This is a genomic window from Butyrivibrio sp. Su6, from assembly GCF_900108105.1.
In the GTDB taxonomy this organism is placed as follows: domain Bacteria; phylum Bacillota; class Clostridia; order Lachnospirales; family Lachnospiraceae; genus Butyrivibrio.
The window spans coordinates 1-24,605 of sequence record NZ_FNUR01000021.1 but is presented as its reverse complement, the minus strand read 5'-3'; the positions used below and the strand labels follow the sequence as shown (position 1 = coordinate 24,605).

General features: G+C 41.3%; 20 protein-coding genes. 4 read left to right on the top strand and 16 right to left on the bottom strand.

What is annotated here, in order from left to right:
• Window positions 1-427 precede the first annotated feature (427 nt).
• From C4S54_RS15785 to C4S54_RS15760, 7 genes are all read right to left on the bottom strand, one after another.
• Complete coding sequence (locus tag C4S54_RS15785; protein WP_103870345.1) at window positions 428-2,491, bottom strand: oxidoreductase; 2,064 nt, start codon at window positions 2,489-2,491, stop codon at window positions 428-430.
• A gap of 29 nt (window positions 2,492-2,520) precedes the next feature.
• Window positions 2,521-3,234, bottom strand: coding sequence for a hypothetical protein (locus C4S54_RS15780; RefSeq protein ID WP_103870344.1), 714 nt, complete (start codon window positions 3,232-3,234; stop codon window positions 2,521-2,523).
• 12 nt (window positions 3,235-3,246) lie between these two features.
• Window positions 3,247-3,414: a hypothetical protein gene (locus C4S54_RS16060; RefSeq protein ID WP_022776356.1), complete on the bottom strand. Its 168-nt coding sequence runs from the start codon at window positions 3,412-3,414 to the stop codon at window positions 3,247-3,249.
• 33 nt (window positions 3,415-3,447) lie between these two features.
• Window positions 3,448-4,242 (bottom strand): acyl-CoA dehydratase activase, encoded by a 795-nt coding sequence (locus tag C4S54_RS15775; RefSeq protein ID WP_103870343.1) that lies wholly within the window; start codon window positions 4,240-4,242, stop codon window positions 3,448-3,450.
• 63 nt (window positions 4,243-4,305) lie between these two features.
• Entirely contained in the window at window positions 4,306-6,081 is a 1,776-nt protein-coding gene (locus tag C4S54_RS15770; RefSeq protein ID WP_022776353.1) for a 2-hydroxyacyl-CoA dehydratase family protein, read from the bottom strand.
• The gene (locus C4S54_RS15765) at window positions 6,078-7,283 is read right to left on the bottom strand and encodes a 2-hydroxyacyl-CoA dehydratase family protein (protein WP_103870342.1); all 1,206 of its coding nucleotides are present in this window, start codon (window positions 7,281-7,283) and stop codon (window positions 6,078-6,080) included. The genes C4S54_RS15770 and C4S54_RS15765 overlap by 4 nt, the downstream gene beginning before the upstream one ends.
• A gap of 18 nt (window positions 7,284-7,301) precedes the next feature.
• Window positions 7,302-8,060 carry an ATP-binding protein gene (locus C4S54_RS15760; RefSeq protein ID WP_103870341.1) on the bottom strand — a complete coding sequence of 253 codons (759 nt, stop codon included), beginning with the start codon at window positions 8,058-8,060 and terminating at the stop codon, window positions 7,302-7,304.
• 210 nt (window positions 8,061-8,270) lie between these two features.
• Between C4S54_RS15760 and C4S54_RS15755 the strand changes: the two genes are divergently transcribed.
• The 3 genes from C4S54_RS15755 (at window position 8,271) to C4S54_RS15745 (ending at window position 11,470) form a co-directional block, all read left to right on the top strand.
• Window positions 8,271-9,461 carry a 2-hydroxyacyl-CoA dehydratase family protein gene (locus tag C4S54_RS15755; RefSeq protein WP_022776349.1) on the top strand — a complete coding sequence of 397 codons (1,191 nt, stop codon included), beginning with the start codon at window positions 8,271-8,273 and terminating at the stop codon, window positions 9,459-9,461.
• A 3-nt stretch (window positions 9,462-9,464) separates the two neighbouring features.
• On the top strand, window positions 9,465-11,153 hold the full coding sequence (locus C4S54_RS15750; protein ID WP_103870340.1) for a 2-hydroxyacyl-CoA dehydratase family protein: 1,689 nt from the start codon (window positions 9,465-9,467) through the stop codon (window positions 11,151-11,153).
• 104 nt (window positions 11,154-11,257) lie between these two features.
• Window positions 11,258-11,470, top strand: coding sequence for a hypothetical protein (locus C4S54_RS15745; protein WP_103870339.1), 213 nt, complete (start codon window positions 11,258-11,260; stop codon window positions 11,468-11,470).
• A gap of 915 nt (window positions 11,471-12,385) precedes the next feature.
• On the opposite strand, the gene C4S54_RS15740 is transcribed toward C4S54_RS15745, so the two are convergent.
• The 9 genes from C4S54_RS15740 to argH all read right to left on the bottom strand — a co-directional run bounded on the left by C4S54_RS15740 (window position 12,386) and on the right by argH (window position 23,075).
• Complete coding sequence (locus tag C4S54_RS15740) at window positions 12,386-12,697, bottom strand: tetratricopeptide repeat protein (protein ID WP_103870338.1); 312 nt, start codon at window positions 12,695-12,697, stop codon at window positions 12,386-12,388.
• 19 nt (window positions 12,698-12,716) lie between these two features.
• Window positions 12,717-13,244 (bottom strand): GNAT family N-acetyltransferase, encoded by a 528-nt coding sequence (locus tag C4S54_RS15735; RefSeq protein WP_160110787.1) that lies wholly within the window; start codon window positions 13,242-13,244, stop codon window positions 12,717-12,719.
• Window positions 13,245-13,451: 207 nt separating this feature from the next.
• On the bottom strand, window positions 13,452-13,919 hold the full coding sequence (locus C4S54_RS15730; protein ID WP_103870336.1) for a hypothetical protein: 468 nt from the start codon (window positions 13,917-13,919) through the stop codon (window positions 13,452-13,454).
• Window positions 13,920-15,126: 1,207 nt separating this feature from the next.
• Window positions 15,127-15,309 (bottom strand): CooT family nickel-binding protein, encoded by a 183-nt coding sequence (locus C4S54_RS15725; protein WP_022776442.1) that lies wholly within the window; start codon window positions 15,307-15,309, stop codon window positions 15,127-15,129.
• A 6-nt stretch (window positions 15,310-15,315) separates the two neighbouring features.
• Window positions 15,316-15,600, bottom strand: a complete 285-nt coding sequence (locus tag C4S54_RS15720) for a hypothetical protein (RefSeq protein ID WP_103870335.1) — start codon at window positions 15,598-15,600, stop codon at window positions 15,316-15,318.
• A 26-nt stretch (window positions 15,601-15,626) separates the two neighbouring features.
• The gene (locus C4S54_RS15715; protein ID WP_103870334.1) at window positions 15,627-19,127 is read right to left on the bottom strand and encodes a DNA topoisomerase III; all 3,501 of its coding nucleotides are present in this window, start codon (window positions 19,125-19,127) and stop codon (window positions 15,627-15,629) included.
• On the bottom strand, window positions 19,120-20,496 hold the full coding sequence (locus C4S54_RS15710; RefSeq protein WP_103870333.1) for an ATP-binding protein: 1,377 nt from the start codon (window positions 20,494-20,496) through the stop codon (window positions 19,120-19,122). Before C4S54_RS15710 ends, C4S54_RS15715 begins: the two co-directional genes overlap by 8 nt.
• A gap of 25 nt (window positions 20,497-20,521) precedes the next feature.
• Window positions 20,522-21,607 carry an aspartate-semialdehyde dehydrogenase gene (asd, locus tag C4S54_RS15705; protein ID WP_103870332.1) on the bottom strand — a complete coding sequence of 362 codons (1,086 nt, stop codon included), beginning with the start codon at window positions 21,605-21,607 and terminating at the stop codon, window positions 20,522-20,524.
• Window positions 21,608-21,692: 85 nt separating this feature from the next.
• Complete coding sequence (gene argH, locus C4S54_RS15700) at window positions 21,693-23,075, bottom strand: argininosuccinate lyase (RefSeq protein ID WP_103870331.1); 1,383 nt, start codon at window positions 23,073-23,075, stop codon at window positions 21,693-21,695.
• A gap of 325 nt (window positions 23,076-23,400) precedes the next feature.
• Between argH and C4S54_RS15695 the strand changes: the two genes are divergently transcribed.
• Entirely contained in the window at window positions 23,401-23,868 is a 468-nt protein-coding gene (locus C4S54_RS15695; RefSeq protein WP_103870330.1) for a hypothetical protein, read from the top strand.
• The last annotated feature ends 737 nt before the right edge of the window (window positions 23,869-24,605 follow it).

Here is a 24,605-nt window from a genome sequence, read left to right as displayed (position 1 = left end):
AAACGGTGATGGATCCGCAACAATAGAATCAATAGTTTCAAAAAACTTCTTTTTGATGTATGATGCTTTCATGAGTGCCTCCTTAAATCAATGTGTGGTCGGATACCTTTGATTTAAGGGGCCGCCTTTGCTAAAGCTTCTTTAGCAAAGGCGGCCGCACTTTTTGAGGCCTGTGTCAAGCCCTAATTTAAAAATTTTCAAATAAAAAAGTGATTCTTACGTTCTTTGTAGAATCACTTTTTCTTTTGCAATAATGTTTTTGATATGAAAGTATATATGAATTTCCTTAACTAAATGACATTGGAATCGTCCCTCTGTCCACATTTACTTACGCATATACAAAGTGAAAGTTTTTTGTATAAACACTAAAAATGGAGCTGCCAGCAAGGCAGCTCCATAATCTACATATCATCTCAATTAGTATCAATTATATCTTCATTGCTATATCCCAGGCACCCCAGATGGCGCTTCTGATATTGCCTACCTTCTGGCAGTCTCCGAGGAGATGAACGTTTTTGGCCTCTTTCATGATAGGTATCGGATGATAACCTACTGACATGATGACTGAATCTGCAGGAAGTTTCTTTACTCTTCCATCATTAAGTCCAATCTCAACTTCATGCGGTGAAATGCTCTTAACAGATGCATTTAGATAAACCGGAACTTCATTGGTCTTAAAGCAGTCTCTTAAGTAGCTGGTGTTTGCAAGGCACATGTTCTTGACTGCGATCAGGTCATCCTTCATCTCAACAATCTGAGGATTCTTACCCTTGCGGAAAAGATCCAGAGCAATCTCGCAACCTGTAAGGCCACCGCCGATTATTACTACATTATCTCCTACTTTCTTTTTATCAAGAAGATAATCTGTAGCATCCATGGCATACTCTAAAGCTCCAGGAATTGGAATCCTGTTTGCCTCAGCGCCTGTTGCGATGATGTACTCATCAGCCTGAGGAAGGCTTCCGGCTTTAATTTCAGTATTGAAGTGAACTTCGACACCGAGCTTACCAATCTGTCTCTTCTGCCATGCAATGAATTCTTTATCCTTTTCCTTGAATTCAGGTGCAGCTGCGGCGATAAATACTCCGCCAAGTTCACTGCTCTTTTCATAGATCACAGGTTTATGTCCGCGAAGTGCCAGTATTCTTGCAGCTTCCATTCCGCCTACACCGCCACCGATGATGGCAACCTTTTTAGGTTTCTTTGTCTGAATGACTCTGTACTTAACTGACTGCATAGAGCGGGGATTGACCGCACATTTGCACATTCCTGCGGATTCTGAAAGATCCTGGTCATTGGCTGTGCCATTGTGCTTTGTAAGGTTAAAGCATGCTGAATGACAACAGATACACGGTCTGATATCAGCTTCTTTTTCTCTCTCAATCTTGGTAACCCACTTAGGATCTGCAAGGAACTGTCTGCCTACAGCCATAGCATCGATTCCACCTTCACGGATTGCTTTTGCTCCGGCAAGGGGTTCCATCTTACCTGCACATACAACCGGGATATCTACGAACTTTTTGATGTGTTCTACATCCTCAAGGTTACAGTTAACAGGCATGTACTGTGGTGGATGTGCCCAGTACCAGGCATCATAAGTTCCGTTGTCGCAGTTAAGCATGTCATAGCCTGCATCCTGAAGGAACTTAACAGCCTTTTCGGACTCTTCCATGTCACGTCCGATCTCCTCAAAATCTTCACCCGGCATAGCACCATACTGGAAGGCTTTGGTCATGGATCTTACGGAATATCGCAGAGATACCGGATAGTCGTCTCCGCAGGTCTTTTTTATCTCTTTTACGATCTCAGCAGCAAATCTGTATCTGTTTTCAAAAGAGCCACCGTATTCGTCAGTTCTGTGGTTGGTGTATTTTAAAGTGAACTGATCCAAAAGATATCCTTCATGGACCGCGTGCACTTCAACTCCGTCTACTCCTGCCTCTTTGCAAAGTCTTGCTGTCTCGCCAAAAGCATAGATTATCTGCTCGATCTCTTTCTTGGTGATGGCCCTTGTAGTAACGTCATCTGCCCATCTGTTTGGCAGAACTGAAGGCGCTGCAGTCAGATACTCTGCGTCAATAATAGGTTTTGCAAGAGTATTAAGTGCTTTATTTTTAGCAAGCATGGCAAGAGGTGCTGTAAGTGCCATTGATCTTCCAAAGCCTGCTGTCATCTGTATGAACATCTTGGCACCGGTCTTATGAAATTCATCCATAAACTCTGCCAGTTCTTTGAATTTCTTCTTATTCTGGTATAGCCACTTTCCCCCAAGCATGTCCTTAACAGGCGCTATACCAGGAATTACAAGGCCGCAATCGTATTTTGCGATCTTAAGTAAAAGCCTTGCTGCCTCCTTATCAAAATGGCTTCCTGTTGGCTCCATCCAGCCAAAGATGCAGGTTCCGCCCATAGGTGCCAAAACAATTCTGTTCTTTATTTCCAGGTTTCCAATTTTCCAAGGCGTAAAAAGCGCCTCATATTCCTGCTTCATTGTCATCCCCCTTTAGTGTCTATAGTGCTTCAGTTTTTCTTTTTAAGATGCAATTCCTTAAGACCCTCAACCTCGTCGCACACCGCTTTCATGCTGCAATGTCCGCAATCTGTGGGCATTCCGTCAAGTATGTTCGTAAGCGTCCTTGTGATCTTGTCGACCTTATCTGCGTTTGGAACAAGGCTCTCAACCAGGTCCTTGTCAGTAATAAAAATGACTCTGACCTTTTTTACCTCCGGAAGCTCTTTATACTTGGATATGTACGAACTTCCAACCCTGCTAAAAGAGATACCTCTTTTAAGAGCATCCTTGCTGACCCTGACCTGCTCAAGGTTACTGCTTGCAGATACTCTGACCATATACCCTTCCGGATATACGTGGTATCTTACAAAGTCAAGATTTCTTATGGTTCCAAAGGCTTTTTCGCTGTCTGTCTCTTCTCCAAGATCGCTTGTTTCCAGAATGATCACCCGGGCAAAAGAAATATTTCCATTTATCTCAGTAATGTCTTTTCCCACAACCAATATCTCATCCTCAGAAATATCGGAATCAGTAGTCACGCAGGTGTAGTTTACTGAGGGCTCGCTCATTCCACCGAGCTCTAAGGCTGCATCTCTTTGCATGATGAACTCCGTATTATCAAGGAGTTTCCATGCATTATTCCTGTCATAGGAATATTTTTTATAAGTCTTTGCAGAAACCTTCTCCATGGTCTCTGCGATTATGCTGTCATAAAGTTTCATAAAAGGGCTCCGTTAGAATTTAATATCTGCTTTCTTTCTGTCAAAAATCTTATTGACCTGAACATAAGCCCACGCCATAAGCTTCTGATCCAGATTCCAGAAATAAATTATAAAAAGAACTCCTGTAACAATTGACAGTATCTTAAAGATTGTAAAGAAAGTCTTTAATACCTTACTCATCGAAAGTTTTCCTTTCAAATCCACAAAAGTCTTTTAGCTTGCAAGTCCCTTTTGTCTTGCGTACTCTGCTGCTCCAAGTGCTCCCATAAGCTGAGGATCAACTGAAAGCTCAACAACTTTAAGCTTAAGAACCTGCTCGATTGCCGCCTTAAGTCCATCGTTTTTAGCGCATCCGCCTGAAAGTGTGATAGAATCAGTTGCTCCGGCCTTCTTGGACATAACAAAGCATCTCTTTGCTACTGCCATCTCGATTCCGGCTGCAATCTCATCCATAGGTTTTCCTTCACCAACAAGTGTGATAACTTCAGACTCAGCGAAAACTGTACACTGAGCAGTGATTGGAATAACGTTCTTTGCCGAAAGAGAAAGCTTTGAGAAGTCTTCAAGAGACATTTCAAAGGAACGAGCCATGGCTTCAAAGAATCTTCCTGTTCCAGCAGCACATTTATCGTTCATGGCGAAGTTTTTAACTGTTCCGTCTGTATCAATGGCGATACCTTTAACGTCCTGTCCACCGATATCGATAATAGCCTTAACGTTAGGATTTGTTACATGTACGCCCATAGCGTGGCATGAAATCTCTGAAATATTCTCATCCGCAAACGGAACCTTGTTTCGTCCGTATCCTGTACCAATAAGGTATGAAAGATCTCTTGTATCATGAAGATCAGGTACCTGAGATACAACCTCCTTCATTGCCATCTCAGCTGACTCCTGCGCTACAATCTTGCTCTTAAGTGTAGTGTTTGCAACCATCTTACCGTTCTCGTCAACAATAACGGCCTTTGTGTAGGTTGATCCTACGTCACATCCTCCAAAGTATTTCATTATAATCTCCCTCCAAAATTATGTTTTTATGTTTTTGTAATATACGCATGACTATAAGGAAGCTTACCACGTAGTATCATCCTCAAAGTCTACCAATGAAGGATCCACAGGTTCGGCCTTCATTACGGTTCTCATAAACTCATTGACTGTTGCTCTCATGTCTTTTCTCGAGACTGTTCTTGGATCCATCAGGTCGTGGCTGCACCAAAGGAGCTTAATACCCCTTTCTCTTGCCTGTTCCTCAAAAAGTCCCTGAACAGTAGCCATGTTCTTGCAGGATACATGCTGATACATGAGAACAAAGTCTACATTCCAGATCTCGCACTGTCTCCAGAGCTCTGTTACAACGTGATCATAACCGCCATTGGTATGCCTTCTCATAACCATTCGCTCATATAGTCTTGCAAGATCCTTGAGGGCTTCGTCCTTATTCTCCGTTTCAAGAGGCTTTGTAAAGTTAAGTGATTCCATCTCAACAAGGATATCTACGCCCCAGCAATTGGCCATCCAGTTGGAGAAGTTCGCATAATAATGAGCAGGTATCGACCAAACGATTGCTCTGTATTTCATCTTGCCTCTCCAGGCTTCATCCCTGTGCTCGTAGGCCTTAAGCATCAACTGATCAACTTTCTTGAAAGTAGAAATGATTCTCGGATCAAGTCCGCCGTCCATCTCGTAATTCCACTTTCTAAAGAGCTCATAGCAAGGTCCGATAAGCTGTGGATGCGGTGTCTGGTTTATCTCCCACTTTTGAAGTTCATACTTTGTTTCTTCGTTAAAGCGCTTCATTGCTGCAAAATATGCATCCCAGCTCCACTTAGCTCCTGTGTTTTCTTCGATGAACTTTATGCATCCTCTTATGTCTTTTACCGCCGCATCCATGATGGACTCATCCTCATACCTTACCGGGAAAGCCAGATGATATGTAGGAAGATCCTTAAATCTCCTGCTTGTGTAAGATGATGCCATTACTGAACCGTCACAAGGCATTGAGCTTGAGATAAAGCATGCTCCCATGTGAGGAAGGGCATCAACTACAACTGCTCCGCATTCTGAAGACGGTACAGGACATGTATCTGATGGAAGTCCATATGACTCAATCGCGTCGATATACGGCATACATGCCAGCTGGTCAATCTCAGACAAAAGAAATACCGGCATAAGCTGGTAAGGAATTCCGATAAGATCAGGGAATCCTGCCATTATCTGAGACATTGTCATCTCATCAAAAAGAACTATCTTTTTAGAAAGTGCTGTGCTGTTTCCGACCTTTTCATCGGATTTCATAAGGAGCACCAGATTCTCTGCAACATATCTGAATATTGCATAGATGAGTTCGTGGTGCATCTTCAGCGCTCTTCCGCGAAGTCCCATTGTGTTTTTATCCATAAAGGAGTGACAACAGAAATATGAGATCATCCATCTGTAGTGAACAGCTCCCATCATGGCCGGCACCAGGTCTTTGGAAAACGTGGCAAGAAGCATCGCCCACATTCTTCCCCATTCATAGAAGTCAACCGCTGTGTCTTTTACGCCGCGCCACTCTCTTCTTACTGTGGCCATTTTTCCTGTAGCATAGAGCTTTCCAAGCTGCTTTTCTCCGTTTATCACAAGATCTTTTATCTCATCAGGAGACATGTTTTTCAAAAGATCTGCCTCATGAAGGAGCCTTTTCTTAAAGCCCTTTGCATCTTTCCCGATGGACTTTGCAACATCCTTCCAGTCGGTTTCTTTTGCAATTTCTCCGACAATCCCAGCTATTTCTTTTATGTTCTCAGCCTGAGCCTTCCAGTCGATCTCATCCTTTAATCTGAAATTTTTGGGGTCTATATATTTCATAGGACGGCCTCCTTTCTGGCACTGTTTCTTATCCTCTTGATCTCAAGAGCTTCAACAAAGGCCTGGAATCTGGTCCGTAGCTGCCCGGAGTTATGTACATTGTAGGATCTGTCAATTGAAAGTGTTGGCCAGCCGTACTCTTCAGTAAGGATGTGGCTTGCAAGTGGTCTTTCAAATGCCCAGAAATCGCAGTACTTCATCTGTTCATAGATGATTCCGTCTGCCTTAAATTCTTTTGCCAGTCTGTCAGCTGTCTCACGCCTTTGAGTGATCTTCTCTTCAGCCATGTACCTTGGACATTCGCTGGTCTTCATATAGTGCCTTGCGATCTGCTTGAGGATATCCTCATCATCATTAAGGACTATCTCTTCCCTTCCCGGGAATGATCCGTAGCAGTACCTGTCCGCAACAACCATAGCTCCAGACTCTTCTAGAAGCCTTGTAAAATCAAGGTCATCAACTTCAGAGCCCACAACCACTACTCTTGCCCTGTAAAATGGCTTAGGATCGGTCTTTCTTGCCTTGATTTCCTCTAAGGTTTCTTCCAAAAGAGGTAGTATCTTTTTTGTAGGACAGCAATAACTTACAAGGCATATTACATGGAACTCGTAGCCTGTTACCGGCGGATTATCCAGCTTTCTAAGATTGCCAATCTCAGTGATCACCCGGCAAAGCCTGTTGTGCTCTTCAACAGCTTTTCTGATAGCGCTGTCAGAAACATCAGTTCCCAGCTTTTCATGCATCACATCCAAAAGACGAAGTCTCATCTGTGTTGCAACCTGATCAACATTGTAGCTCTCAACCTTGTATGGAACATCTGTATGCGTAACGAAAAAGTGTGGTTTCTTATTACAATCCAGTATCTCCAGGTGCTCATAGCATCTATTCATGGCTGAACACGCATCAACACCTGCTATTCCGTCAAGAAATCCGTAGCCTCCCTCAATTCCTCTTTCAAGGAGAGATCTGGCAAACTCGCAGGTATAATTGGACATATAGTAAGTCGATATGTCGATTGAACCTGTCCTTGGTGCTCTCATGCGGACTGAAAAGCAGTTGTCCACGTTAAGCAGCACTTCAGGCATGTGATAGCAGGTATACCCAATTGCATACTCCCCCTGACTTTGAGCTTCTTTTACCATTTCATTTGCTGCATCATCCAGCAAATTTTCAAAAGTAATCAGATGCTTTAAATCTTGCAATTTATCCCCCTTCCAACATCAGATGATGTTTAGATTTTTAAGAGCTGCCCTGGTTCCTTCCAAAATCGTGGAGCCTTCCGGAAGCTCAAATATGTTCTTGCCCTCAATATCATTTTCAGTCATGTCATCATCCTGAGGTATGACTGAAATAACTCTTACGCCGCCAATCTCTTTTTCCGTAACCTTTTCAGGAAGCGGCGCCCTGTTTACTATAAGACCGATCTCATCGTACATAACAAGCTCATCAGCTACGTTCTTGATGGTTCCGATGATATCAAGTCCTTTCCTGCTCTGATCCGAAACGCAGATAAGATGCGTAACCTTTTCAAGAACTCTTCTGTTTATCTGCTCAATACCGGCTTCACCGTCAATAACGACATAGTCAAAATCATTTGCCACCATCTCGATGACTTTTTTCAGATAAGCGTTTATCGCACAATAGCAGCCTGCAGCCTCAGGCCTTCCAATTGCCAGAAAAGCAAAGCCGTTCTGTTCTTCAATGGCATCCATTATCTTGAACTTGGCCTCAGCCAGAATGTCCTGAGTATCCCGTAGTTTCCCTGTTACATCATCTGCTACACTTTTTCTGATCTGATCAAGGGTATAAGAAGATTTTGCCCCAAGTGAGATCAAAAGCCCCACTGCAGGGTCAGCATCAATTGCCAGAATTTTAGAATCTTTTTTCTCTTCAGTAAGAACGCGCACTATTGCAGCACAAAGTGAAGTTTTCCCCACGCCTCCTTTGCCTGTAAGCGCAATTACGACTGTATTAGCCATTTCTCCCCCTTATTAGACTTTTGCACAAAGAATATATTAATATCATAATACAATTTAGTTAAATTTAGTACATATTTATGAAAAAAAAGTAAACTTTGTAAATAAACTATGCTATGATTAATTTTAGAAATCTTTGGTATTTCGTTTCATTCTGGGAAACTTTGGACATTCTAAGTCCACAACATAAATAGAGTAGGGGGAAAACATCATATGAAAGATCTCGTTCACATTTTTGAGTTCGAGGACCTTTTACAGGAAGCTGCCAACCCATTAGTGAAAAAAGGTAGAGATGAGGGGCTTAAAGCTTTAGGCTATACCTGTTATTTTATGCCTGAAGTTTTATTGGATCTGCCGGGTTGTTTTTCTGTGCGTCTTCGCGCTCCGCGCTCCACTTCGCCTGAAATGGCAACATACTACATGACAAACAGAACATGCATGTACGGAAGATGCCTTTTAGAAAGGGCCTTAGAGGGGGGCTTTAATTTTCTTGACGCTCAAATGGCAACTGAAACATGTACGGTAACCTGCCGTTTCCAAGAGCATCTCCAGCTTATGGATGTAATTCATAATCCTGATTTCTTCTGTGAATTCACAGATGTACCATTTAAGAAAAATACTAATTCAATTGAGCACTATGAACAGCAGCTCAAGGTCCATGTCCTTGACAAGCTTCACGAAAAATTTGGAATCGATACAAGTGATGAAGCTCTTTTAAAGGCAATTGAGCAGCACAATGAAGTCTGCAGACTCATTCAGGAGATTGGAAGCTACAGAAAGCTTAAAAATCCAACGATCACAGGTTGGGAATTTTCTATCATAATGCTCACAACTCTCACATGCCCTAAGCACCTTATCATCGATAAACTCCGTGATATTGCAGAGCAGCTAAAGACTAGAGAACCGGATGTCAAAAAGAACTATCGTGTGAAAGTTCTTTTGACCGGATCTGAGGAAGATGACCCTGACTTCATTAAGCTGATTGAGGAGTGCGGCGCCCTTGTTGTTGCTGACAGGCACTGCTACGGCTCTCTTCCGGGTCGTGAAGAAATTGTAGTAAAAGAAGGCGAGACACCACTTCGCGCAATAGCAAGGCACTATCTTGAAACCAGCATGTGTCCTCGTTTCATGGAACAGCATGTAATGCGTGAAAGGAAGCAGTATCTGGCTGACCTTGCCAAGGAATATGACGTAGACGGAATCATCATTTCGCAGATGAAATTCTGTGAGTACTGGAGCTATGAGCGCACGATCGATACTCTCATAATTCCAAGAGACTTTGGTATTCCTGTATGCTCCATCGAGAAAGAGTACGTCAACAACGCTGTTGGCCAGTTAAGGACCAGGTTCCAGGCCTTTGTAGAAAGTATTGAGCTTAAAAACTTACGTAAAGAGGGGGCCTAAGACATGAAACTATCAGAGATAAAAGATACTTACAGGAAGCTTTTCGTAGTTGAGAAAAGCCCTGAGGAAAAGAATAAGCCAAAGGATCTGAAAAAAGAGCTTAAGGACTTCTGGTATGGAAAGCCTCATGAAGAGAGAAATCTTGGAAAGCTCTATGTTGACGGCACAGGTCTTTACAAACACCGTGAATGGCGCGGTGTAAAGGACACCATGTACTACTTCAACATGATCTGGCTTTACAACTACGCTCATATGGTAACCGACATAATGAAGTATGGCGGTGAAGGTCCAAAGTCTTTGGTTGATTTTGCAAAAGGCACCTTCAGATACAGATGGATGGGCCAGACTTACCTTTCCGTTATGCACTGGTTCGACAGAGGTCTTGAGGGCATGCGCGGAGATGCTCTTGCTGCTTCTGCCTGGCACTACAGAGGCATGGTAAGTGAGACAATCCGTCAGTTCATGTGCATGTTTGCTTCAGACAAAAAGCTGCATGGCGGCAAAACTCCTGAAAGATGGAACAAGAACATTGCTCACAACGAAACAGTAAGTGGAAATATCTTTTACCCATTCAGAAAAGAGCTTGAAGATGTTGCTCTTGAGATGATTCCTTACTTCGTTTCAGTTCATGTAAATAACCACACGGTTCTTAACTATATTGATGCAGCGCAGTCCATCGGTCTTCCTGCTGACCCATGTCCAATGTGTCAGGCGGAATACGGCCTCTTTGTCCTTGACGATTATCCGGACTACGCTCCCACTATGGTAACCTCCAACGAAGCCTGCGATGGTTCTGTTGCTACTTCAGTTCTTCAGGACTGGTTCCTCAACAGACCTCTTTATGCAATGCCACAGCCTATGAGATATGATGATCCTCTGGTTCAGGAACACTGCCAGAAAGAAATCGAAGGCTGCTGGAAATTCATCGAGGAACAGTATGGAGTTAAGTTTGACTGGGATGAATACGTTAAATGGGCTAAGAGCTTTAACAAGCTTACTGAATTTGAATGGGAAAAATGGGACGTTGCAGCCAACACCAAGTACTATCCTATCAATGGTGTTGCACAGGCCCTTTACAGAATCTACTATTCTCAGGACGGTGACAGGCCAATCTGGCATGAAATGGATGAGCATGTAAAGCGCATCATGAACAAGACTGTAAAGAACAAGATTGAAACCTTCCCAAAGACAAGGCACCGCGCGATTGCCTGGAGCTGTGCTCCTTTGTATTATTCAAACTGGTGCACCTGGGCTTACAACTGCTGGGGAATCAACTGTGTTATCAACATGGACTCTCTTATGTTTGATCAGTACCTCAGAACAGACACTTACGAGCACGCTCTTGAGGATCTGTCCTGGTTCAATGAAAAGGCACCTATGAGAGCCATGGCTGTCGGCGGACATGAGCACATTTTGTCACTCTTTGATTACATGGAACGCTTCAACTGCGATATGGTCATCATGTACGATCAGCTACAGTGCAAAGGAATGCAGGGTATCCACGGCGTATTCGAAGATGAATTCAGAAAACGCAACATCCACGCAATCTGGGTTCCTCATGCTCTTCCTGATAAGCGTACAGTCTCCAGAAAAGAGATCCGTCGCATCATCAACGATTACATGACAACAGTAATGAGAGAAACTCCTCTGGATCCTTCACTTCTTGATTTCGACGATGACCAGAGCTGGTAATGCTACTGAAACTTATTAACATGCTAGATAAGAAAATCTCGGATAGCATGTTGAACTAATTATTATCATGAAGCTTAATAAAAAAATTCATAAGGAAAAACAATATGAATAAACTAACAAAACTTATTTTTAAAATATTTGGAATCTTCGCTGCCATCTATGGCATCCTGTTTGCAGTTTTCTACTTCGACCTCGATGGCAAGTTTCTGTTTTATGTTTGGGAGCCTATGATGATAAAGCGCTTCGATAACATGAAACGCAAAGACAATACTCTCACTCCTTACACCAAAAAAGAGAATGTTTCTGAAGACTTCTAAATACACAGTTTCATAATCAATATAATATAGTTAAAAAAAAATAAAGTAAGCCTTGTTTTCCTTTCAAAAAAGAAAACAAGGCTTTTGTATTATTTGTAATGGGACCGGCCGCCACCATTGACTGAACCTGAGGAAAACGCCCTGGTCTGCGGGCCGACGGTGAGGATGATGGGAACAGTAGATTCATTTACGTACCGTCGGATTCAGCATTGTAGCGTTTTCCTCAGAACCCGTCAATGGCAGGCACCTTGCGGTGTGGCTTGGTACAAGTGCCTCGGGCTCTGAATCCGAGAACAGCTTTTATCGCAGGCAATTGGGCATATACGGACGGAATGATAGGGATTGAATGAGCGTAATAATTCTTATAAATCATTACAATGGTTATCTGTGTGGGCGATTCAAACATTGGATAAATATGGGAGTAGCTGGGATGTAGGATAAGATTGAAAAAACTGTAAGACTTATCCCATTCTATCCAAGCCGATTTTCAGAGGTGTGGGATAAAACATAAAATTCTATCGGAGTTATCCCATGATTTTGGCCTTCTGAACACTGCGATTTACCAGAAAGTAGGATAAACGTGAAAAAAATAAAGTTCTTATCCTACAAACCAACAGAATTGTTAACAAAAATGATAAGAACGAGTGGGATAAAAAGAGTAAAAGTCAAACACTTATCCTACTCAGGAGCAAAATTCACTATCAGGATGGTTAAATCCGTAGGATAAAAAGCACATTATTTAAGCACTTATCCCACATTACTCTATGAACAGGCTTTATCTTGAGACCTGCGCAAGAAATGGTGTTAATGAATTCACTGCTCTTTTGAGACTGACTTCCGGTGAACCATATACTGTAGCGGAACTATTAGGCGAAGCATAACTTCGTCTTGTTATAGCGCCCCTACCCAGCAACTTCATAAAACACTATGGATGCTTTTTATGCGACTATACGTAAGCGTCACATATGCATCAATCCATTTTTGTTCTTCTAATGTTATTGTTTTTTGATTTGAACAATACTCTAAAAAATATATGTATGCCTGCTTAGCTTCAGTATACTTCCTAGCGTGATAATAATTATCTGCCACTTCAAATAACGCTTTAAAGCGTAGCTCATGACCTGTGTTTTCCTCAAAGAATCTTCTATATAGTCTCATTGACAGCAAATAGTCTCCAGCTTTTTGAAATTCTTGAGCTCTTATCAATTCTTCAGGAACATCTCTCATTAGTCACAATCCTCATTTTTCAGCTATTCTCATTGCTAATCATTTCCATTATTTGTTGTGATATTTTAACTGTATTACTGCGAATACACTGATTTCCAACTTCGCGGAAGCCAATTTCAGCATGAAACAGCATACTTTTCTTATTGTATGGTTCAGTTGTTATTGCTGCAGCCAATATATTAATCTCATTTTCCTTTGCATAATCAAATGCACGTTTATACAGAACACGTCCCAATCCTTGATTCTGATAGCTATCCGCAATAACTATCCTATCAATATAAAGAAATTTAGGATAACGCTCTTCAAACCATTTATAACTCTTGAAATCATAATCATTCAATCCTTCCCTAAAAGCGATTATGAATCCAGCTGGAAAATTATCCACATAAATAATCTCAAAAAGTGCTGCTGTCTCTACCAACCATTCTAATTCTTCCCTATCCATGGGTATAAGAACATCAACATATCTTTGATTTAGCTCCAGTACAAAACTATATTCATTAGGTTTAATTCGTTTAATTATTCTATCTCTCTTATCAGTATCCATACAAAATATTATAATATCCATACATAATAATAGGAAGCCTAGAAAAATAGGCTTCCTAATATTATCTAAAAAACTGTGAATAGTAACCATAACTTTGGATTTATGGTTTACTACACATATATAGACTACTATTTTTGCAAAAACAGCAGCCGAGCTATACCTACACTTTCAGCTCGGCTGCGTCTGTTTACAATAAAGTATACTTTTTCAAACTCTATTTTTAATCCGTCTTCTTGCAACTTCTACCGCAGCAAGACTGGATATGGATGCAAGTATGATCAGCAGCAGGAGCTCAAAGTCGTTTCTCTTTTCATCATATGCCGCACTCCTTGCTACTTCTTCTTCCGCAATTACCTGGATTTCATCTACAGAATCCTCTTCTTCATTTTTCTCTCTTTTAAAGTTCTGATCTCCAACAACATAGCTATATGTCGCCTGTAGAGTGCTTTCCTCTTTATTTTCTTCTACTTTTTCTTCAATATCGTCCTTATTACTATCTTCTGCTATCTCTCCAATATCGTTCATATTGTTATCTGCAACACTTTCTTCTACTTTCTCTAAAGTAACTGCATTTTCATTAGCAAAACAATCAATAGGATTCACAATCAAGCTTACAGCGATAGCAGTTCCAACTGCTTTTATAGCAATCTTATATAGTAAACAGTTCTTTCTCATTATCTCGCTCCTCACAATAAGATAGATTTCCCCACATAAATAAGGTTACCATTCTAAAATCACAAATTCCATCATATTGCGTCAGCTTTTTGACTTTTTATCAACTGTTAAGAGGACGTTTATATTTTTTTTATACTCCAGCTCTTGATTTTTTTAACCATTTGTATGGTATTCAAAGTTTTTGAGTTTCTCTTAAAAAGTTTAGATTGCGGCTCCGTACGCCACCATTGACCGAACCTGAGTAAAACGCCTTGGTCTGCGAGCCGACGGTGAGGATGATGGGAACAGTAGATTTTCACTCACCGTCGGTCCCAGCATTGTAGCGTTTCCATCAGAACCAGTAAAAGGCAAGCACCTGCGGTGTAGCTGGCTTTTTCTGCCTCAGGCTCTGAATCCAGGAACAGTTGGGGCGGACACTTTTCTACCTACGGGTAATTTTTTAATTTTCTGACCTTTTACCCGTGTTTTATTAGTGCCCCTGGGCAATATTTAATTTTCTCTGACTTTTACCCGAGTTATCAAACAATCATTGGGTAAATCTATCATTATTTTCATATTTACCCAAGCTTATTCAATAATTCTCGGGTAAAAATAATCTCTTTTATTCCTTTACCCAAATCATTCACTAACTCATGGGTAAAAACCTGCATTTTGTTCTTTAGTACCCGCAATGCTCTTGAAAAATGGACAAGGAACCTGAAAATGTGGGATAACTATAGTTAAAAGTTCAACTCTTATCCCACATCTCAGTAAAACACAAATATACAAGTGGGATAAGAATTACAATACTCCCGCACTTATCCCACATGCAACAGTATAAACCTTACCAGGTCATGTTTTTAAATTGCTCCAAGGCCCATGTCGATTCAATTTCAGCCATCCCTACTGTTCTCGGATTCAGAACCTGAGGCCATAATACCCAGCCACACCGCAAGGTGCTTGCCATTGACGGGTTCTGAGGGAAACGCTAAAATGCTGAATCCGACGGTGCATGAATCTAACTACTGTTCCCATCATCCTCACCGTCGGCTCACAGACCAAGGCGTTTTCCTCAGGCTCAGTCAATGGTGGCGTACGGAGCCAATTACTTGCGCATATACAAAGAGAGAGCATTTTGCTATGAGTAAAAATCTCACGCAATAATACTCTCCCTGCTTAAACATCTGATTTTACTGTTTTAAATTAAAGAATAAGATATTCCCAAACCTTAACAATCAATCTTTATTACAGCCCCTGTGAGGTCTGCGAACTTTAAACTTCCGGTAAATGTCTTTTGCTCTCCCATCATGTCAGTGAGCGTGATCTTATCCCCATTAACACTGATAGAACTTACATATTCCATAAGGATCTCATCAGGCTTTGAATCTCTGTAAGCTGTTGATAAACACATAACCTATCACTCCTTCTCTTTAGAAGCACACCCGCAGGCTTCTCTTAGTAATTCATTACCCTTTTTAAAGAATTCCGCCGCTTCAAGGACCTTTGCTGAAGCTTCCCCATTTCCGAAATCTTTAAGTTTATCTGCAACCTTCAAAAGTTCCTCTGCATGAGCCTCGTTGTGGGCACTCATATGATTCAAAAGAGCTACTGCTTTTTCCTTTGTCTCAATCCCTCCGTGCTCGTGGTGATGATGCTCATGTTCGTGCTCACTCCCATGTTCATGATGCTCGTGTTCTCCCATTTTTGTAACCCCCTTCTATAAAATTTTTAATTATTAAAATCAAATACTATATTAAACTTCTCATCAAAGGCCAGCTTTGCATCGAAAGGAGTTCCTTTCTTGCTGATAAAACCAGAAATCGTGTCAGTCTTCTTCTCATTGATGAGCTTTGCAAACTGCTCTTTATCGATGTCAATTCCAGCAATCTTACCAACAAAGAAGCTGCAACCTTCGTCGCCCTTCTTGTAGTCCTCGCAACGGTAGCCCATGTGACCTTTAATGATAGGCTTGCCGCAGATTGGGCACTTTAAGTCTTCTAAAACTTCGTCCTCATTTTCAAAGACAAACCTTATGCCGGTTACTTTGCCGTCTTCGTCCTTGCTAAGAGCAAGTGCCGCCTCAAACTTCTTGCCGCTCTTTGATTTAAAGCCGCTGATTTTGGAAGTTATACCGGCACCCAAAAGTTCTTTAACCTGGGCATCTTTTAGCTTAACCCCTGCAATCTGACCAATATTGAACTTACAGCTGTTTTCAGGGTCGTCCCTGTTGTAGTTCTTACAGCCATAGCCAAAAGATGTCTTGATTATCTCGCCGCCACAGACCGGGCACACTACATCCTTGACTACCTGTGCTTCAACATTTTCGAAGTCAAAAGAAATCTCGCTCTTGCCATCTTCGTTTTTCTTGAGCACAAGGCACGCATCAAATTTCTTGTTGGTCTTTCCCTTAAAGCCTCTGATAGTTGATGTATGTCCTTCTTTTAAAAGCTCGATCACATTTGCTTCTGAGAGCTGCTTGGATGCAATCTTGCCGATAAAGAACTTACATGACTCAGGGTCCTCTGCTCTAAAATTCTCGCAGCCAAAGCCTATGCTCTTTTTGATGATCCTTCCACCGCAGTCAGGGCAGACAACATCTTTTAGATAATCAGGTTCTATGCCGTCAAAATCGAACACTATTGAAAGCTTTCCGTCTTCAACGGTCTTTAATTCAAGCTTAGCGTCAAAACTCTTTTTACTCTTGCTCTTAAAGCCCTTTATGACATCTGTCTTTCTCTCATTTATAAGAGTCCTAATTGTCTCTATATCAAGCTTTTTGCCAGCTATTTCACCTATACTGAAATAACATGGATTTTCTTCTTTTGTCCTGTTCTCGCAGGTGATGCCATAGCCGGTCTTTATGATCCTTCCGCCGCAAGCCGGGCACTTTAAGTCCTCCACATATTCGATAGGAACATCTTCAAAGTTAAAGCTAATAACAGGCTTTCCATCTGCGTCCTTGGTAAAATTAAGGCTTGCACTAAACTTCTGCTTTTTCTTACTTGAAAAGCCTTCAAGCACGCCGGTCTTACCTTCTGTAAGAAGCTGCTTAACTTCCTCTTCAGAAAGGTCTCTTCCTGCTATCTTGCCTATACTAAATGAGCACTTTTTGGTCTCATCAAAATAGTTGCTGCAGCCATATCCAAAGGAAGTTGTAGTGAGCTCGCCTCCGCAAACAGGGCACTTTATGCCGATTGGTTTTCTCGAAGCCAGGCCCTTTGCCTCTTTACCTGTGAACTGATTGATATGATTTACAATATCGTGAGTGAGATCTTTATCTATGAGCTTACCTGTCTCACGTCTGATGTAGTCTTCGAGCTTACTTCTGTACTCCTTTGCATCAACTGAACCATTGTAGATACCTTCAAGGCCCTTTTCCCAGCTGGCTGTCATCTCCGGATTAAGGAGCGTTGGCACAGTCAGATAAACAACCTCGTATATCATCTCTCCAAGATTCTCAGGTGTTATGATCTGGCTCTTATTCTGGTTCAGATACTTTATGTCAATGAGCTTTTTGATTATACCTGCCCTTGTAGCTGCAGTTCCAATACCCTTCTTTTTTATCTGTTCGCGAAGTTCTTCGTCTTCGATAAGGTTTCCGGCATTCTCCATAGCTATTACAAGGTCACCGGAAGTGTATCTCTTTGGCGGCGCTGTAGCGCCTTCCCTTATATTCATGCCATTAACAGATATAGAATCTCCCTTGTGGGCTGTCTCAACGAACTTTATGAAATCCTCTTTGGATATTCCAACATCCTCTTCATCAGAAGCATTATCTCCTGCCTCGCCCTGGCTGTTCTCATTATCACCTGTGTTTTTCTTTTCTTCAGGAATTCCTAAAACAGCTCTAAATCCCGGTGCTGTCATAACTTTGGCAGATGCAAAGAACTTCTCGCCACCTACACCTATCTGGAGTTTAGCCGTCTTATACTCTGCAGGTGGATAGAAAATAGCCAGAAATCTCTTACATATCAAAAGATATACATTCTTTGAAAGAGGTGACAAAGAGTTAATGGCTGCCGTCTGCCCTGTAGGAATGATCGCGTAGTGATCAGTTACCTTGCTGTCATCTGTGTAATAGGACTTCTCTATTCCTTTATACAAACCATTTTTTAGGACATGCTCAGAAAAACCTGAAACCTCTGCTACTCCTGACAATCCCTTTACATTCTTATAGATTTCTTTTGCCACAGCTGTAGTAAGAACTCTGGCATCAGTTCTGGGATATGTTGTGAGCTTCTTCTCATAGAGCTCCTGAGCAATATCAAGGGTCTGGGATGGGCTTATCTTAAACCTCTTGGTACACTCAGCCTGAAGCTCAGTAAGGTTGTATAAAAGAGGTGCTTTCTTTTTGGAATTGCCTGTCTCAATACTGTCAATTACAGCAGGCCTTCCCGTCAAAGAATCAATTAAAGCCTTCGCATCCTCTTCCTTTTTGAATCCGTTTTCTTTGTATAAAAGCGGAGACTCAAAAAAGGCTGTTCCGGTAACAGCCTTCCACTCAGCAAGTATATTAGCGTCAGAAAAAGATCCTACGATCCTGTAAAAAGGAGTCTTAACGAAGTTCCTGATCTCCCTCTCTCTTCTGACAACCATTCCCAAAACGCAGGTCATTACCCTGCCAATGGCAATGGCTGTGTATGACTTTGTGGCAGCTGCATCATTTATAAGCTTTCCGTATTTTACTGACAGGGCACGTGAGAAATTGATACCGAGGCTGTAATCCTCGATAGCACGCATGATACCTGACTCTCCGAGGAGTGCATAATCTGACATAGGCTTTGCCTCTGCTATGCCTCTTTTAACCTCTTCATCAGTCATGGAATCAATCCAGACTCTCAGCTCAGTCATTCCATCTCTGACACCACCATAGTTTCTGATGTTCTCCTCGATGGTCTGTCCTTCTTTTCCCGAGTCGCCCGCCCAGTAGACAGTATCAATGTCATCTCTATGCAAAAGAGAATTCACAAGCTTATACTGATCTGCACTGGCCTTAATAACGCCATACTTATAGTTAACAGGTAGAAACGGTAAATCTTCCAGTTTCCACTTTTTGTATTTTTCATCGTATTCTTCAGGGTATACCATCTCCACAAGGTGACCAAAGCACCAGGAAATTACGTAATTATCATTCTCAATATACCCGTTTTTATTACCGGAAACATTAAGCACTCTGGCAAAATCTCTTGCCACAGATGGTTTCTCGGTTATGATAAGTTTTTTAGCCATTTGTTAATTCATCTATTCCGATCAACCGTATCTTGCCAGATGATTTCATAGATGCATCAGTTAGCCACGCATCAAATCCTGCGGTTGAAAAGAAATAGTAATAATCTCCCTCAAGTCTTGCTAGTCTTGCGCAGGATTCAAGTTTATCCAAATCTGAATGTGTGATCTGACTCTGCCACTTGCAAAGACACAGCGCTGTATCGCCCGTATCACTTTGCAAGATGATATCAATATCACCATCTTTTCCGAGCCATTGCCCATCATCCCCGATTTCAAATGGGAAAAGACCTTTTTCTTCGGATCTAAAGATATATTCTCTGCATACAGCTTTGAAACTTTCGTTTGCAAAACTTTGAATACCTGCAGATATAAATATATCATAAAATTTGTCAGTCGGCATTAAACGCAGACTACTTTCGTTTGGAAAAATGAACTTAAAATAGAAATTCAAAAGAGGGTCAGAAATCTTGTAAACACCCTTTAAAACATTCTCTCTGCCTGCATTTCCAAAGGAATAACCCTTGCATGCAAAATCATGGTGAATAAGGGTTTTCAGATACACTGATATCTTTGCTCTTGAAAAGCCTGTGGCATGGTACAAGTCATTTAGCTTGTTAACGCCTCTGGCCATCTGAGACATGATCGTATTATAAACAGCTGTCTCCCTCAAGGTATACTCTGTAAGCCTTTTAGGTTCGCCGTATAAAAAGCTTCCGGAATCAAGAAAGTTCTTACAGATATTCTCCTTAAAAGAGAGATTATCATCAAAATACTTCCAAAGAGCTGTCTGCCCGCCAAGCACAGAGTAGGTGAGAACCGCATCGCGATAAGACATTTTGGGAAAAAAAGCTCTCATTTCTGAGAAAGGCAGCGGCTTTATTTTCCTGAATCCTGCGATATTCCCTGCAAGATTTCCAAGATTTGCCACCATACTATTCTCAACCCAGTTAATGTCCCGGCTCGCCAAAATAACAAGAATCTGTTTCTGTCTTCCGTTCTCGGAAAGCATCAAAGTAAGCTGCTTCATAAATTCAGAAGCTTTGCCAACGACATTTTCAAAATCATCAAAAACCAGGATGAGTGGAACCTTAGTCACGCCGTCAATAAGCGCACTAAAAAACTCTTTAAAATCAGGGAACTCAGAGATCTTAACCCCATTTCTTCTAAGCTCACCTGCCCATAGAAAAAGCTGCTCCCTCTCTGATACGGAACGAGCAGTGAAAAAATAATGTCTTCTGTTTTCTATAAATTTTGTTAAAAGAGGCGTAACCTCAATATTCCTGTGGCCGTAGACCACAAGAATATTGGAAAGTCCGCTCTCATAATATCTGTTTAAGAAAGATAAATCTTCTCTTCTTTGTTCTTCCATAGCCCAACAATTAAAGTACTAAGCATTACTTTTTATTTATGTATCCACTTGCTTTAAGGAGCTCAGCGCACTCTACTGCTCCACCTGCAGCTCCACGAAGTGTATTGTGTGAAAGACCTACAAACTTGTAATCGTAGATTGTATCCTCACGAAGTCTTCCGATGCTTACACCCATTCCACCTTCATAGTTAACATCCAAAGCAACCTGTGGTCTGTTGTCATCCTGCATGTACTGGATGAACTGCTTTGGTGCGCTAGGAAGCTGCAATTTCTGTGGAAGTCCTGAGAAGTTTACAAGCTTTTCAATAAGCTCTTCCTTAGAAACCTCTTTCCTGAACTTAACAAATGCAGCAGCTGTATGACCGTAAAGAACAGGGATTCTGATGCACTGACATGTGATCTTAACGTCATCAGCAGGAACGATCACGCCGTTTTCAATCTTACCCCAGATTCTAAGTGGCTCTTTTTCTGATTTCTCTTCCTCACCTGAGATGAAAGGAATAACGTTGCCAACCATTTCAGGCCACTCTTCGAAATTCTTGCCGGCACCTGAAATAGCCTGATATGTTGTAGCAACAACCTCGTATGGCTCATACTCTTTCCATGCTGTAAGAGCTGGTGTGTAGCTCTGGATTGAACAGTTAGGCTTAACTGCGATGAAACCATTTGTTGTGCCAAGTCTCTTTTTCTGGAACTCAATAACATCCATGTGCTCAGGGTTGATCTCAGGAATGATCATAGGAACATCCGGAGTCCATCTATGAGCGCTGTTGTTAGAAACTACAGGTGTCTCAGTCTTGGCATATTCCTCTTCAATATGCTTAATCTCATCCTTAGACATGTTAACTGCAGAAAGGACAAAATCTACATCTTCAGAAACGCCCTTAACATCTGTAACATCTTTTACAACGAGGTTCTTTACAGACTCAGGAATTGGGTTATCCATTTTCCATCTCTTGCCTACTGCTTCCTCATAGGTCTGTCCGGCAGAACGTGGGCTTGCTGCAATAGTGGTAACTTCAAACCAAGGATGATTATTGATAATATCAATAAATCTCTGACCAACCATTCCTGTTCCACCAAGAACTGCTACTTTCAACTTGTCACTCATAATAAAAACTCCTCCTTAATATTGTAAGCACCGTTTTTCATGCAGCGGCGCATATAAACATTTTCAGTCGATACTATTTGTAAATTTACCCAAGGCTGTTTATGAACTCATCATTCAGCTTAACTATCTCAGACATGCGTTCAAGGCTCGGTGCGCCGATAGTAAGTCGCTTATTGACACATGTCTCCAAGCTGATTTCTTCATATATGTCATTATCGAATAATTCAGAAAAAGATTTAAGCTCTTCTATGCCAAGATCATCAATTGCACAGTTTTTATCTATGCAATATAGTACAAGCCTTCCGATTACTGAATGGGCATCTCTAAATGGCATACCCTTTTTTACCAGATAATCTGCAGCATCTGTGGCATTTGTAAAGCCAAGCATAGCGCTTCGTTTCATGTTATCTTTGTTAAACTGAAGAGTAGACAACATCTGCGTGAAAAGGATCAGGCAATTTGACGTATTATCTACTGCATCAAAGAAGGCCTCTTTATCCTCCTGCATGTCCTTGTTATAAGCAAGAGGAATGCCCTTCATGGTAGTTAAAAGAGTCATCAGATCGCCGTATACTCTTCCGGTCTTGCCTCTTACAAGCTCTGCTATGTCAGGATTCTTTTTCTGAGGCATAATACTTGAGCCTGTGGAATAGGCATCATCAATAGTTACAAATCTGTATTCATTGCTGTTCCAGATAATGATCTCTTCACTGAATCTTGAAAGATGCATCATTACTGTAGAAAGAGCTGACATAAACTCGATCAGATAGTCTCTGTCTGAAACTGAATCCATGCTGTTGAGGGTAGGTCCCTCGAACCCAAGAAGTTTTGCTGTATATTCCCTGTCCAAAGGGTAAGTTGTTCCAGCCAAAGCACCGGCTCCAAGCGGACAATAGTTCATTCTCTTATATATATCCTTCATTCTGAGAAGGTCTCTTTTAAACATCTCAAAGTAAGCGCCGAAGTGATGTGCAAGTGTAACAGGCTGAGCTTTCTGAAGATGGGTAAATCCCGGCATGTAAGTCTCAAGGTTCTCTCCCATAATGCCATTTAGCACCTTCAATATATCTGTCAAAAGACCTGTCACATGCTCTACTTCATCTCTCGCATAGAGCCTCATATCAAGGGCTACCTGGTCATTTCGGCTGCGTCCTGTGTGGACCTTTTTACCGGCATCACCGATTCTCTCTATAAGATTCGCTTCAAGAAAACTGTGAATATCTTCATATTTGGTAGTTATTTCAAGCTTGCCACTCTTTACATCTTCTAATATTGAATCAAGACCTTTAACTATGTCTTCCTTCTCTTGCATCGCGATGATGCCCTGTTTTGCAAGCATTTCAGCATGAGCCTTGCTGCCCTTTACATCGACTTCCAGAAATCTCTTGTCGAAAGTAATAGAAGCATTAAAGTTCCATGCAAGTTCATTTATACTGCCTGTAAATCTTCCACCCCAAAGCTGTGCCATCTTCTAATCTCCGATTCGTTTTACTTTGTCAGATTAAAGTCTTAAAAAATTATAATCCTAACTTAACATATATGAAAAGCCCCAAAATCACTAAAATATCAACAAAAATTTCAAAACTATAATTTATTTCTTGTGTAGAAAAGACAAATGTCCGTCATGCAAAGACATTTCGTTCTATTTAGTCCTCATAACATTTTTCTAATTCGCAACATCTAGCGAATAAAATATGAAAATTCTATTAAAAAAATGTGTTGAAAAAATGAACTGTAATAGTATACTTGTCTCTGTCGGGAAAATAAAAAAAGTATTTGGAGGAAATTTTATAATGGCAAAAGTAAATGATGAAGCAAAGATGAGACTTCTTAACGAGGCATTCGGAGCAGAAAACTATCTTGCAACTGCTTACGCAGTTACACTTCCAGGATACAACGTATTCTCAATGTTTGGTCTTCTTGGTGTTCTTGTTGGTGAAATGGTAGACAAGACAGGTTTCAAGACAAGACACAATGCATACCTTGGTGTTACTACTACAGGCGTTAATGTTGTTATCCTTGATGGCCTTAACAACAACAAGATCAAATATGCTGAGAAGTTCAACTTTGCTGAACTTGAAAAGGTTGTAGCCCTTGATAAAAAGACATTCGCGTCACTTCATATAGAAAAAGGCGGCAAGAAGTACACACTTCAGATGGCTAAGAGAATCCTTGGTGCAAAGCTCGCAACTCAGAAAGAGGATGCTTCAGCTGTTGTCGCAAAGATCAATGAGCTCACTTCTGCTACAAGCGTAGCTTAAGTTTCATTTACAAAAACAGGGGCTGTGAAATAGTGATAACTCACTTTCCACAGCCTCTACTGAGTTCTACACTGTAGATTAACGAGAGTATTCTTGCTTAAGCAATATGCTTTGTAAGAATACTCTTTCTTTGTATAAACGTAACTGACTTTTCTAACTCTCTATAAAAATTTAGATTGCGGCTACGTACGCCACCATTGACTGAGCCTGAGGAAAACGCCCTGGTCTGCGAGCCGACGGTGAGGATGATGGGAACAGTAGATTTTCTCGCACCGTCGGATTCAGCATTGTAGCGTTTACCTCAGAACCCGTCAATGGCAAGCACCTTCGGTGTGGCTGGGTTTTAGTGCCTCGGGCTCTGACTCTGAGAACAGTAGGGGCGGCTACTTTCAAGGATGTATGTGACTATATGTCTTCGTCTTTCAATGTAAAGAGAGCGAAGATTCTGTTTTGGAAATATAGCCTGATTTTTGAGCTTACAACACCATGCGACAAGGGTTTTGACTTGTGATTTTGGGCATATACGGCCTTATTTGAGGTTACCACACCATTATATAGAGAGCATATGTCCTCAGTTCACTCATCCAATGGATGTGGCAATCCAATTTTTTCTCGTATATGCCCAGTTTCACTTCCTGAAAATTCTGTCGATGGATGTGTTAACTTAAAAAATATGACTATATACCCAATTCACTTTGACAATCCAAATTTTCTATGTTCCATTCAGTCCATATGAT

Excerpts from the sequence above, each read along its gene's own strand:
- C4S54_RS15785 (WP_103870345.1), bottom strand. The coding sequence starts at position 2,491 with ATGAAGCAGGAATATGAGGCGCTTTTTACGCCTTGGAAAATTGGAAAC.
- C4S54_RS15780 (WP_103870344.1), bottom strand. The coding sequence starts at position 3,234 with ATGAAACTTTATGACAGCATAATCGCAGAGACCATGGAGAAGGTTTCT.
- C4S54_RS16060 (WP_022776356.1), bottom strand. The coding sequence starts at position 3,414 with ATGAGTAAGGTATTAAAGACTTTCTTTACAATCTTTAAGATACTGTCA.
- C4S54_RS15775 (WP_103870343.1), bottom strand. The coding sequence starts at position 4,242 with ATGAAATACTTTGGAGGATGTGACGTAGGATCAACCTACACAAAGGCC.
- C4S54_RS15770 (WP_022776353.1), bottom strand. The coding sequence starts at position 6,081 with ATGAAATATATAGACCCCAAAAATTTCAGATTAAAGGATGAGATCGAC.
- C4S54_RS15760 (WP_103870341.1), bottom strand. The coding sequence starts at position 8,060 with ATGGCTAATACAGTCGTAATTGCGCTTACAGGCAAAGGAGGCGTGGGG.
- C4S54_RS15755 (WP_022776349.1), top strand. The coding sequence starts at position 8,271 with ATGAAAGATCTCGTTCACATTTTTGAGTTCGAGGACCTTTTACAGGAA.
- C4S54_RS15750 (WP_103870340.1), top strand. The coding sequence starts at position 9,465 with ATGAAACTATCAGAGATAAAAGATACTTACAGGAAGCTTTTCGTAGTT.
- C4S54_RS15745 (WP_103870339.1), top strand. The coding sequence starts at position 11,258 with ATGAATAAACTAACAAAACTTATTTTTAAAATATTTGGAATCTTCGCT.
- C4S54_RS15740 (WP_103870338.1), bottom strand. The coding sequence starts at position 12,697 with ATGAGAGATGTTCCTGAAGAATTGATAAGAGCTCAAGAATTTCAAAAA.
- C4S54_RS15735 (WP_160110787.1), bottom strand. The coding sequence starts at position 13,244 with ATGGATACTGATAAGAGAGATAGAATAATTAAACGAATTAAACCTAAT.
- C4S54_RS15730 (WP_103870336.1), bottom strand. The coding sequence starts at position 13,919 with ATGAGAAAGAACTGTTTACTATATAAGATTGCTATAAAAGCAGTTGGA.
- C4S54_RS15725 (WP_022776442.1), bottom strand. The coding sequence starts at position 15,309 with ATGTGTTTATCAACAGCTTACAGAGATTCAAAGCCTGATGAGATCCTT.
- C4S54_RS15720 (WP_103870335.1), bottom strand. The coding sequence starts at position 15,600 with ATGGGAGAACACGAGCATCATGAACATGGGAGTGAGCACGAACATGAG.
- C4S54_RS15715 (WP_103870334.1), bottom strand. The coding sequence starts at position 19,127 with ATGGCTAAAAAACTTATCATAACCGAGAAACCATCTGTGGCAAGAGAT.
- C4S54_RS15710 (WP_103870333.1), bottom strand. The coding sequence starts at position 20,496 with ATGGAAGAACAAAGAAGAGAAGATTTATCTTTCTTAAACAGATATTAT.
- asd (WP_103870332.1), bottom strand. The coding sequence starts at position 21,607 with ATGAGTGACAAGTTGAAAGTAGCAGTTCTTGGTGGAACAGGAATGGTT.
- argH (WP_103870331.1), bottom strand. The coding sequence starts at position 23,075 with ATGGCACAGCTTTGGGGTGGAAGATTTACAGGCAGTATAAATGAACTT.
- C4S54_RS15695 (WP_103870330.1), top strand. The coding sequence starts at position 23,401 with ATGGCAAAAGTAAATGATGAAGCAAAGATGAGACTTCTTAACGAGGCA.